The organism is Pseudomonas sp. LS-2, from assembly GCF_003605735.1.
Lineage (GTDB): Bacteria > Pseudomonadota > Gammaproteobacteria > Pseudomonadales > Pseudomonadaceae > Aquipseudomonas.
On record NZ_QXTJ01000049.1, the window covers coordinates 19,642 to 30,155 of the forward strand.

Here is a 10,514-nt window from a genome sequence, read left to right on the forward strand (position 1 = left end):
GCGTGCCCAACGGTCGGCACTCAATAAATTGGCGTGAACAGTAACAAAAAAAACGTGGTTCGGCGCGTCTCGATAGCGATGTGCCGCTTGAAGGCCCATGACCTCATGCGTCCAGCATGGTGCGCACCTTGTCGAGAAACTCGACCATATGGAATGGCTTGATGATCATGTCCATTCCCTCCCCCAGAAAATGCTGTCGATTGAGGGCGTTTTCCGCGTACCCGGTCATGAACAGTACAGGCACGTTCGGACGCCAGTCGCGCATTCTCTGCGCCAGCTCCCGGCCGTTCATCTGCGGCATGCCGACATCGGTCAGCAGCAGGTCCACCGAAACATCGTGTTCGAGAATCGACAACGCCGTGGCGACATCAGCGGCCTGGGTACAGCGATAACCGGCATCGGTGAGGATCTCGTTGACGAACATGCGCACCGAGGCGGTGTCCTCGACGATTAGGACATGCTCGCCTGCGCCGAGTTCGGCGGTTTCCGGCATTTGCGGGGGCGCCACGGTCTGATCGATCGCCGCCGGCAGCATCAGGGTCACTTCCGTGCCGTGGCCGACGACGCTGCGAATGTGCACATCGCCGCCGGACTGCCGGGCAAAGCCGTAGATGGTCGAAAGACCCAGGCCCGTGCCCTGACCGATGGGCTTGGTGGTGAAGAACGGATCGAACACCTTGTCGATCAGGTGATGGTCGATACCCACCCCGTCATCGCGCACAGTCAGGGCAATGTACTGGCCGTCTTCCAGGCGCGGATTACCCTGCGAGTAGGCCTCGAAGGTACTGATCCAGACATTGCCGCCTTCAGGCAAGGCATCCCGCGCGTTGATCACAAGGTTCAGCACGGCGCTTTCCAGCTGCCCGGCATCGACCATTGCGACTGCGCTGCGCGATGTCAGTTCCAGGGTCAGGCCGATGCGTTTCCCGATGGTCCGGCTCAGCAGATCTTCGAGGGAACGCACATGCTGATTGACGTCCGTGGCACGGGTGTCGAGCGGTTGCTGACGCGCGAACGCCAATAAACGGTGAGTCAGCGCCGCCGCACTCTTGGCCGACGCCAGCGCCGCGTCCGCGTAGGTCAGCACCTTGTCCGGGCGGCCGTCTTCGGTGCGCTTCCTGATCAGCTCCAGCCCCGTCACGATGCCGGTCAGCAGGTTGTTGAAGTCGTGGGCAATGCCGCCGGTGAGCTTGCCAATCGCGTCCATTTTCTGCGCTTGCAGCAACTGTTCTTCGGTTCTGGCACGCTCGGCCACCTCATGGGCCAGGCGGCTGTTGACCGTGTCCAGTTGCTGCAGATGCGATTGCTCGCGACGACGGTGTTCGGTGACGTCCTCGATGAACACCAGGCTCAACCCGGTGGCTCGGTAAGGCGACACCTGCCACTCGGTTTCCCGCACGTCGCCTTTGACCTGCATGCTCAGCGTGCCCTTCCAGCGCTCGCCGGCCGCCAGCGCCTCGCTCAAGCCGACAACGACCGGTTGCTGATCGTCGCTGAAACACTGCAACAGGCTGTGTCCCGGCGCACTGTGCGCGATGAGCCGAGCGAAAGCGTGATTGCACTCATGCACGTTCAGCTCACCGTCCATCACGGCGATGGGCGCCGACACATTGACGAAAATCTCGCGAAAGCGCTCTTCGCTGTCACGCAGGGCGAACTCGGTGTCACGCACGCGCAGCAAGGTGCGCAGGGTCGCCAGCAGCACGTCGGGGTCCACCGGGTGCACCAGATAGGCATCGGCACCCGCTTCAAGGCCGGTGACGATATCGCCGGTCTGGATCGAGGCAGCCGACACGTGCACGACCGGCAACAACGCCGTGCGCGGTTCGGTACGCAACTGGCGAACGATGTCGAAGCCGCTCATGTCCGGCAGGTTGACGTCGAGAATCAGCGCGTCCGGTACCTGCTCGGCGATCAGTTGCAGCCCTTCGGCACCGGTTCCCGCCTCCAGCACCGTGAAGCCCTGGCGCTCCATCCGTCGACGCAAGGCGTAGCGTGTCGCAGCATTGTCGTCGACGATCAGCAACCGGGTATCAGCTTTCATCGACGTGCTCCTGGGCCATGGCCAGCGGAATGACGACATAGAACGTCGAGCCAATGCCGGGCTGGCTTTCCACGCCCACACGGCCGCCCAGCAGCGCAGCGAACCGTTTGCACAAAGACAGGCCCAATCCGGTGCCCCGCAGTCGTTTCTGCAACGGTGAATCGACCTGAGAGAAATCCTCGAACAACGCTTCGTGCATCTCCGGTGGAATGCCGATACCGGTATCACTGACGGCGAAACGAATTTCCTGCTCGCCCTCAAGGCTTGCCGAGACCCGGACCTCACCGCGCTGGGTGAACTTCAACGAGTTTGAGATGAAATTGCGCAGGATCTGCGCCAGCTTCTTGTCGTCCGTATACAGCCGGGGCAGGCCCTTGGGCGCCTCGAAAATCAGGTCCACCGCTGAGGTGTCGACGATCGGCCTGAACATGCCGCGCAGTGCTGAAAACAGGTCGAACATGTCGAACCAGGCCGGGGAAATGCTGATCCGCCCGGCCTCGATCTTGGCCAGGTCCAGCAGGTCATCGACCATGTCGCTCAGCTCCCGCGCTGCGGTGCTGACGAAGGCGACCTGTTTGTGCTGCTCAGGGCTGAGCGGGCCGTCGAGCTCGTCGGTCAGCAGACTGGCGATGCTCAGGATCGAGCCCAACGGCGTACGGAACTCGTGGCTCATGTACGACAGAAAGCGGCTCTTGAGGTCGGAAGCTTCACGCAACTGAGCGGCCTGCATGTCAAGCTCGGCGTACAGCGCCAGCACGCCCTGGTTGGTCTCCTCGAGTTCGGCGCGCAAAGCCGCAGCCTCGCCCCGCAGTTGCCGAAGCTCGGCCGACTCATCGAGGCCGCCGTGTACGAGGTTGTCAGTCATCGAGCGTCTCCAGAGCGAGTACCAGAACCGTTACATCATCCCTGCCTCGGCAGTAATCGCGGTGCAGCACCGCCGCGATGATGGCCGGATGTCGATACATCAGACCCGGATAGTCACGCAGATTCCACCGCGATTGCAGGCCATCGCTGTACATGATCAACAGTTGCCCGGTGCACTGAGCGTAGTCCACCGCCTGAATTTTCCGGTACTGCAGGCCGACGATGCCGGGGTGTGAAGGCAGACCTCGCGTCTTGTCCTGCGCAATCAGCGTGGCGCCAATATTGCCGATGCCGATAAAGCTCAAGCCGTCTCGGGCACCCTCGAACCGGGCCAGCGCTACAGCTCCGCCCCGCGTGCCGCGCATGTCGTGGTGAATCTCCTCCAGCAGCAAGCTCGAGTCGGCGAACGGCTCACGGTGAAACGCCGTCGCGCCCGCCTTCGCTGCGTCTTCAGCCTCGGGGCCATGCCCCAGCCCATCGATCATCAAGACGCTGATCTGCTGCCCTTTTATCGCCAGCCCCCAGGCATCGCCGCACGCCGGATCGTTGTGCAGCGAGTGCTGGCTGACGCCCAGACGCAGGTCCTTGACGACCGCCGTGCGGGGGTAGAAACGCATCAGCAGGACCGAGCCACGGTCGTCGCTGTGGGCATCGAACACCTGAGCCTGACGCAACATCGAGCCCAGCCCGATGCCTTGGGTGCCTCGTGTCGAGAAGCCGTCGATCATGCAGTCGTGCACGTCGAAGCCCTGGCCGCGGTCAATCGCGATCACCTCAAGACCCGGAACAGCACCGGTCAGCACTCGCAGGTGCAGCTCACCGTTGCTGGCGTGTTTGAGAATATTGCTCGCCACTTCGGTGACGACCAGCGCCACGCGACCGGAATCGGTGGCGTCGAAGCCCAGTTGCTCGGCCATTTTCTGCGCCGTACGCCGGGCGTATCCCACCTGACTGCTGTCCTCGACGGGCAGTACTTGGGTCAGGCCGCTGTGCAATCTCAGGTCCATTTGCAGATCATCACTCGCGTACCAGCGCCGGGTGCGGTATCCAGCTCGAAGTCGTCGACCAGGCGCTTGGCGCCAGTCAGGCCCAGGCCCAATCCGCCGCCGGAAGTCCAGCCATCGGTCATCGCCAGCTTCAGGTCGGGAATGCCGGGGCCTTCGTCGCGGAACGTCAGGCGCAGCCCGGTTCGCGCTCCGTCTTCGACGATCTGCCAGTCCATGTCGCCGCCACCGCCATACACCATGGTGTTACGCGCCAGCTCACTGACCGCCGTCACCAGTTTGGTCAGGTCGATCAGGCGCATGCCGCAGTCCTGGGCCAGCTTGCGCGCCGTTTGCCGCGCCAGCACCACATCCTGTTCTATCTGAATGCCCTGAGTGCCGCTGCTGCGCACGTTCATTGCGATGCTCGCTCACGCAGCAGCTTCATGCCTCGCTCGACGTTCAGCGCAGTGCTGACGCCCGGCAAGGTCATGCCCAGTTCCACAAGGGTGATCGCGACCGCAGGCTGCATGCCGACCAGCACGGTCTCCGCATCCATGATGCGCGACAGGCCGGAGATCATGCCGATCATGCGCCCAATGAACGAGTCGACCATGTCCAGCGCCGAGATGTCGATCAAGACGCCGCGCGCCGAGGTTCGGCTGATGCGTTCGGACAGATCGTCCTGCAGCGTCAGCGCGAGTTGGTCATGCATGTCCACTTGAATGGTGACCAGCAGGAAGTCGCCCATTTGCAGGATTGGAATCCGCTCCATGGGCTTACACCGCTGCCTTGGCGACGGTCAGGCCCAGGCGACGCAACGCCAGTGCCAGCGCATCCGCCAGATTGGCCTTGGTGACCACGCCTTGCAGGTCCAGGCCCAGGTGCACGATGGTCTGCGCAATCTGCGGACGCACGCCGCTGATGATGCAGTCGGCGCCCATCAGGCGAATGGCGGTCACGGTTTTGAGCAGGTGCTGAGCCACCAGCGTGTCGACGGTCGGCACGCCGGTGATGTCGATGATGGCGATTTCCGAGCCAGTGTCGACGATGCGCTGCAACAAGGACTCCATCACCACTTGAGTGCGCTGGGAGTCCAGGGTGCCGATCATCGGCAGTGCCAACACGCCATCCCACAATTTGACGACCGGGGTGGACAGCTCCAGCAATTCTTCCTGCTGGCGTTTGATCACGGCTTCGCGGGATTTCTGGAACGTACGGATGGTGTGCATGCCCAGCGCGTCGAGGATCTGGGAAATCTCCCAGAGCTGCTCGGCGAGCAGTGCAGGTTCCGCGGCGTATTCCTGCTGCAGCAGCGCGAACAGTGGGCCTTTGAGGGCAAAGATGAAGTGAGCGGTTTGTTGTGAGTCCTGGCCAACGAGCGCCCGTTGATGAGAAAGCTTTTCCAGAAACTGACGGACTTCATCCCATTCGGCGCCATTGATACTGGACGAACCGTTCTTTTCCAGCACCGAGGTCAGCAATCGCAGAAGTTCCGAAATCTGTTGAGCGAGGTCCTCTGCCTTCAGGTTGCGCGTTGCACCGCTGCCTTCCAGATCCGCCAGCCAACTGGCAGACAGTTGAGCCTGGGAGCGTTTGACACAATTCACGGTGGTTTGCTGCAGCGATGCCATTGAGAGAGCTCCGGAGAATATGCGCCGCCCTGCCCGCGAAGGGAGCCGACACGGACAGACGTGCGAAAAGTGGTCAGGTACTGATTCCACAGGTTCAGAATCGTTTCCTAACGTCTTAAATACAAAGTGCTTTTTTGTTTGCGAACAAAGCGAAGGAAATACCTCCGACACCGGCTGATGTCAAGGTAACATTGCCGCGCACAAATGGTTCCGCTGCCAGTGTAGATAATTCATGGGGCAATGAACGTCGCAAGACTCATGCGCCGTTGGGCAATGTCACTGATGAGGGCTGCGCACCGAAGGGCGTGACACAGGTGCGCAGGTCGTAGCGCAATTCGGCAACCAACTCAGCCACCGCCCGCGTGGTGGTCAAATGGTTGCTCGGCAGGTTTTCCACGAGCATGGCGACTTTACCGGTGGCCTGATCGTAGATCCTGACCATCAGCGCCCCGCTCGGCGTAAGGGTGCATTCGCAGGCCAAGGGCAGAAAACTACTTTCAAGGGTCCTGCGCAACTCCGGGGTAAACAGCATTTCGCTACCTCCTTGTAGACCGAAGCCGGGCACTCGCTTGCCCGTCTGAATCCAGGCCGATGACAGAGTGTAGTCAGGGCGTGGCGGTCGGCATCGGGAGGTTGATGCAGGTGTGCAGTCGATCACATTCAGAACGCCATGTCGGTGGTTTGCGCGTAGATCGAGAACGCCCCCAACAACAGCCAGAACACGCTGAATAGCCAAGGCGTACGCATGGAAAACAGCAGCGACTTGCGATACCCCTTCTCGCTTGACTCATGCTCGCTGAACAACGGCGAGTCGTCGTAAGCGAGCCCCATCGCCGGCTGGCTGTGCAAAAGCTGGCTTTGCTTGAAATGCCAGTGGTCGATGATTTCGTACGCGGCGCGAATGCCCGGCCAGGCGTGCATGGAACTGATCAGCCCGAGCAGGGTGAGAAACGGCGGAACCACCAGGGTAAACAGCTTGCCCCACTCAGGGTTCAGATTGGCCATCGACGAGGCGAACGCGATCACCAGAAAGGACTGGGCCGACAAGTAGGCGTTGGTGCGGTTGGAGAGAATGGCTGTTTCATACTGGATTTCCTTGCGGTAGAAATCCAGCCGATCCTTGGGCGAGCCAAACAGCAAAGCGTCGGCGGTCTGCGCGTCGGACACGGACGTGCTGCTAGTAATGATGGTGGATGATGCAGGGTTAGAATCCAAAACCGAGGGTCCTCGACAAGCACGATGAAAAAGCCGAAGACAAGGCATTCGCCCTGCTCCGGCGGCCCGACGGCACTGCGCTAGCGCAGATCGTCAGAAAGCGGTGTGGGTTCGTCAGCGGGCGGCACTTCTTCTGAAGGTGGCTCATTCCAATCTTCAGGCCGTTGGTTCTTCTGCTGCTCACGCTTCTCTTCCTGGAAGTCCTCGTCCTCCAGCGCATCCGGATCCAGGTCGGGCTCGGCAGGTGAAGTGGGCGTGACAGGCGGAACGCTGGTGGGGATTGCGGGATCGACGGGCATACGCACCTCTGCTGTAAGTCGCCCGTAATGCCGGGCAGTTACAGCTTCGAGAGCCCGGCAAGCCAGGGGTGCCTTTAATTGGACCAGCGGTCGAGTCAGGGACGAACCCGGCCGCTATTTCAATTTACCGGAGGCCCGCGCCATGCAGCGCACGCGCCGCTCTTCCACCCGCTGCGCGAACCAGGCGGTGGTCAGTTTGCGGGTGATCTTGGGGCTTTCCAGCACGATGCCCGGCAAAATTGCACGGGGCAGCGGCTTACCAGCGGCCTTGTCGGCCAGTGCGAACACTTGCTTGTAGAGCTCAGTGTCTTCGAATTCAAGTGTTTCCCCCTTTTCCAGCTGGCTGCGGATGGTCGGGTTGCGCATCCCTAGTTGTTGGTGAAGGCTGCGCACGGCCAGTTCGGTCTGCCCCAGCGACGGACCGAAGCCATAGCTGATCAGGTCACCGTCCAGCGCCAGACGCTTGCCCGACAACCGCGCCACGGCGCTCTGGAACGCGGCATTGCGACTGGCGTACCACCCGGCATTGAAGTCGGCGAAGCGATAGACCGGTCTGTCGTAATTGACTGGATAGCCAAGCAAATGGGCGATCCCGAAGTACATGCCGCCGCGACGGCTGAACACCTCGTGGCGAATGGAGCGTTCGACCGGGTACGGATAATCCCGCGCCTGCCGCTCGGCGAACTCGATGCTGACCTGCATCGGCCCTGCGGTGTGCACCGGGTTGAAGTTGCCGAACAGCGTGCGACCCAGCGGCACCATGCCGATGAAGTCATCGAAGATCGCGCTCAGGTCTTTTTCGGTCCTCGCCGCGCTCAGCCGCTCGCTGTAGGTCTTGCCGGTGGGCGAGCGAATGTCCAGGGCGCTGCGCACCAGCAGATTGGGGATGTGCGCCTTACCGGCCCGGCGGTCGATTTCGTCCTGGGCGATCCTGCCCATCCCCGGCACTGCGGGGTCGACCTGAAAGTTCGACTCCTGCTCGGTCACCGCCAGCACCGAACACAGGTTCTCGACCGTCGGGTCGAGTTTCTGGCTATCGAAGGCCGTATAGATGTCGGTTGCCCAGCCCTGACGGTCCGCGACACCCGCGGGCAGCAGGCGCACGATTTCGCTGCGAACCAGATCAGGCGGGGGTGGCGGTGTCTGACTGCGTTGTGAACTGCAACCGGCAATGACTGCGAGCAGCATCAGGCTGACGTACGCTGTGGCGTGGCGAGTGAATCCGTTCGCGGGCATGAATCCTCGGTACTCAAAGAGATGGGCTGCCGGGTTGGACAACGTCATGGAGCAACTGATCCTTGCTTCGGCGCGTTCGGGTCGGAGGGCTCGGGCTTCAGGGGCGGGCCACCACCACCGGGGCGCCGACGCCGAACTTGTTGCGGTATTCGCTGGGCGCAAGGCCGGTGATCTTCTTGAAGGTCGCCCGAAACGCCGACGGGTCCTGGTAGCCCACGGTCCAGGCGATGTGATCGACCGTGCCGTTGGTGAGCTCCAGCATCTCCCGGGCCTTGCCTACGCGCAGATGCTGGCAGTATTCGGTCGGTTTCAAGCCGGTCGCTGCACGGAAGCGTCGCAGAAACGTGCGCTCTTCAAGGCCTGCGCAGTGCGCCATTTCCGTCACTGACACATCCACTGCGCCGGTGCTCTGCAGCCAGTGCTGCACTTTCAAGACCGCCCCATCGCCATGGCCGAGGACCGGCGAGAAGTTGATGCCGCATTGCTGCGCACTGTCGCTGTGTTCGATGACCAGAAAGCGCGCTGTGAGCGTCGCAATGCTTGGCCCCAGTAGCCGATCGACCATGCGCAGACCCAGTTCGGACCAGGCCATCAACCCGGCGGTGGTGATGATGTCGCCATCGTCGATGATCGGCTTGTCGGCGTGCACCTTGATTCGCGGGAAGCGTTCGCTCAGGGACTGGGCCTGCGTCCAGTGTGTGGTCGNGTGCCAATGGTTGCGCCCGCGGCGTGCCTGGCATGCACCCACTTTGACAGGCCTTCCATGGCGTCGGTGTTGGGCAGTCCCATCAACGAAGGCGGAATCAGCACAGCGGCCAGCGGACCGCTCTGCCCCGCGGCAAAACTGTCGAACACCCGTTGCGGCTCACAGCGTGTATCGACCTGCCAATGGCTCACCCGCAGGAGTGGCAACTGCGCCGTGCCTTGCTCGTCGGCCATGCGGTTGGCGACCTCGAACAAATCCGTCAGGCCGTGAACCGCTGCCGTTTGTGCGCCGGGGTACAGCAGCAGGCCGATCTCGGCGACTGGCCGTTCTACGCTCATTGTCAGTTTTCCCTCGCTAAATGTCGGTGCAGCCAATCCCGCGATGCGCGCGCGGGCTCGATACTTCATGCCACACCACGTACCCCCCTAAAGAGGAAACAGACATGTCCAAATCAGCGCTCATCGTAGTCGATATCCAGAACGACTACTTCCCCGGCGGCAAATGGCCTTTGGTCGGTGTCGACGCCGCAGCCGACAACGCCGCCCGAATCATCAACGCCACCCGCGATGCCGGCGATCTGGTGGTACACATCCGGCATGAATTCACCAGCGACGACGCGCCCTTTTTTACCCCGAACTCCGAAGGCGCCAAGCTGCACCCCAAAGTGCTGAACCAGCCGAATGAGCCGGTGGTGCTCAAGCACTTCGTCAACTCGTTCCGCGAAACCGAACTCAAGCAGATCCTCGATCAGCACGGCATCGAGGAACTGGTGGTCGTCGGTGCCATGAGCCACATGTGCGTCGACGGCATTACCCGGGCTGCGGCGGACATGGGTTATAAGGTCAAAGTCATCCACGACGCCTGTGCCAGCCGGGATCTGGCGTTCAACGGCACCACCGTCCCGGCGGCTCACGTACACGCGGCGTTCATGGCAGCGCTCGGGTTTGCCTATGCAGAGGTCATTTCGACACAAGAGCTCCTGAACGCGAAGTAAAGATGCCCCGTGTGCCCTCCCTAAAGCCGGTCAGAGATGCAGCCTGCGTTCTGGCCGGCAGGGAGAGAACACTGCAGACCGTCGGCAAGCCGAACTCCCACGCCTTCGGCAAACGCAGATCAATGCTGGCCGCATCGTTTTTGATTCTGCCCGGAGGGCGTGGGAGCCGACTTGTCGGCGATCGGCTGCGCAGCAGTCGTAAGATCAGGTAACTGATGCTTCCTGGTACACCGCATGCTCAGTCGTTACTGGCGCTTCGCGCCAGATCGTCGGCAAGCCAACTCCCACGCCTTCGGCCGAAGCAGATCGGCGTCGAATACTTGGGTGCCGTTCGACAAAGCCCAGGCTCGTCGTCGAAGTGAACGCTTTTGATTCTGCCCGGAGGGCGTGGGAGGTCGCCGGGGTGGCGCTCCACCTGGTCGGCGATCGGCTGCGCAGCAGTCGCAAGATCAGGTAACTAACGCTTCCTGACACACCGCATGCTCAGTCGTTACTGCCGCTTCGCGCCAGATCGTCGGCAAGCCAACTCCCACGCCTTC

General features: G+C 61.8%; 12 protein-coding genes and 1 pseudogene. 1 reads left to right on the forward strand and 12 read right to left on the reverse strand.

Going from position 1 to position 10,514, the window contains the following annotated elements; translation table 11 throughout:
- Nucleotides 1-103: 103 nt before the first annotated feature.
- The 12 genes and pseudogenes from D3M70_RS31550 to D3M70_RS33910 form a co-directional block, all read right to left on the reverse strand.
- A complete protein-coding gene (locus tag D3M70_RS31550) occupies nt 104-2,044 on the reverse strand; it encodes a response regulator (RefSeq protein WP_120130183.1) in 1,941 nt (646 codons plus the stop codon).
- Nucleotides 2,034-2,909 (reverse strand): sensor histidine kinase KdpD, encoded by an 876-nt coding sequence (locus D3M70_RS31555; RefSeq protein ID WP_120130185.1) that lies wholly within the window; start codon nt 2,907-2,909, stop codon nt 2,034-2,036. Before D3M70_RS31555 ends, D3M70_RS31550 begins: the two co-directional genes overlap by 11 nt.
- Nucleotides 2,902-3,915 carry an ATP-binding protein gene (locus D3M70_RS31560; protein ID WP_120130187.1) on the reverse strand — a complete coding sequence of 338 codons (1,014 nt, stop codon included), beginning with the start codon at nt 3,913-3,915 and terminating at the stop codon, nt 2,902-2,904. Before D3M70_RS31560 ends, D3M70_RS31555 begins: the two co-directional genes overlap by 8 nt.
- Nucleotides 3,906-4,310, reverse strand: coding sequence for an anti-sigma regulatory factor (locus tag D3M70_RS31565; protein WP_120130188.1), 405 nt, complete (start codon nt 4,308-4,310; stop codon nt 3,906-3,908). Before D3M70_RS31565 ends, D3M70_RS31560 begins: the two co-directional genes overlap by 10 nt.
- Nucleotides 4,307-4,666, reverse strand: coding sequence for an STAS domain-containing protein (locus tag D3M70_RS31570; protein ID WP_120130190.1), 360 nt, complete (start codon nt 4,664-4,666; stop codon nt 4,307-4,309). The genes D3M70_RS31565 and D3M70_RS31570 overlap by 4 nt, the downstream gene beginning before the upstream one ends.
- Nucleotides 4,667-4,670: 4 nt before the next feature.
- A complete protein-coding gene (locus D3M70_RS31575; protein ID WP_120130191.1) occupies nt 4,671-5,525 on the reverse strand; it encodes an STAS domain-containing protein in 855 nt (284 codons plus the stop codon).
- 256 nt (nt 5,526-5,781) lie between these two features.
- Nucleotides 5,782-6,057, reverse strand: a complete 276-nt coding sequence (locus D3M70_RS31580) for a DUF1652 domain-containing protein (RefSeq protein ID WP_120130193.1) — start codon at nt 6,055-6,057, stop codon at nt 5,782-5,784.
- A gap of 128 nt (nt 6,058-6,185) precedes the next feature.
- A complete protein-coding gene (locus D3M70_RS31585) occupies nt 6,186-6,692 on the reverse strand; it encodes a hypothetical protein (RefSeq protein ID WP_256660062.1) in 507 nt (168 codons plus the stop codon).
- A 128-nt stretch (nt 6,693-6,820) separates the two neighbouring features.
- Nucleotides 6,821-7,039 (reverse strand): hypothetical protein, encoded by a 219-nt coding sequence (locus D3M70_RS31590; RefSeq protein ID WP_120130194.1) that lies wholly within the window; start codon nt 7,037-7,039, stop codon nt 6,821-6,823.
- A 114-nt stretch (nt 7,040-7,153) separates the two neighbouring features.
- Nucleotides 7,154-8,275, reverse strand: a complete 1,122-nt coding sequence (locus D3M70_RS31595; protein WP_120130201.1) for a DUF1615 domain-containing protein — start codon at nt 8,273-8,275, stop codon at nt 7,154-7,156.
- A 97-nt stretch (nt 8,276-8,372) separates the two neighbouring features.
- Nucleotides 8,373-8,980 (reverse strand): GlxA family transcriptional regulator (locus D3M70_RS33905; protein WP_256660063.1); only part of this gene is annotated, 608 nt, incomplete at its 5' end.
- 1 nt (nt 8,981) lies between these two features.
- Nucleotides 8,982-9,319, reverse strand: a pseudogene (locus D3M70_RS33910) (GlxA family transcriptional regulator); the annotation flags it as partial.
- 104 nt (nt 9,320-9,423) lie between these two features.
- Between D3M70_RS33910 and D3M70_RS31605 the strand changes: the two are divergent.
- Complete coding sequence (locus tag D3M70_RS31605) at nt 9,424-9,975, forward strand: cysteine hydrolase family protein (protein ID WP_120130196.1); 552 nt, start codon at nt 9,424-9,426, stop codon at nt 9,973-9,975.
- Nucleotides 9,976-10,514 lie beyond the last annotated feature (539 nt).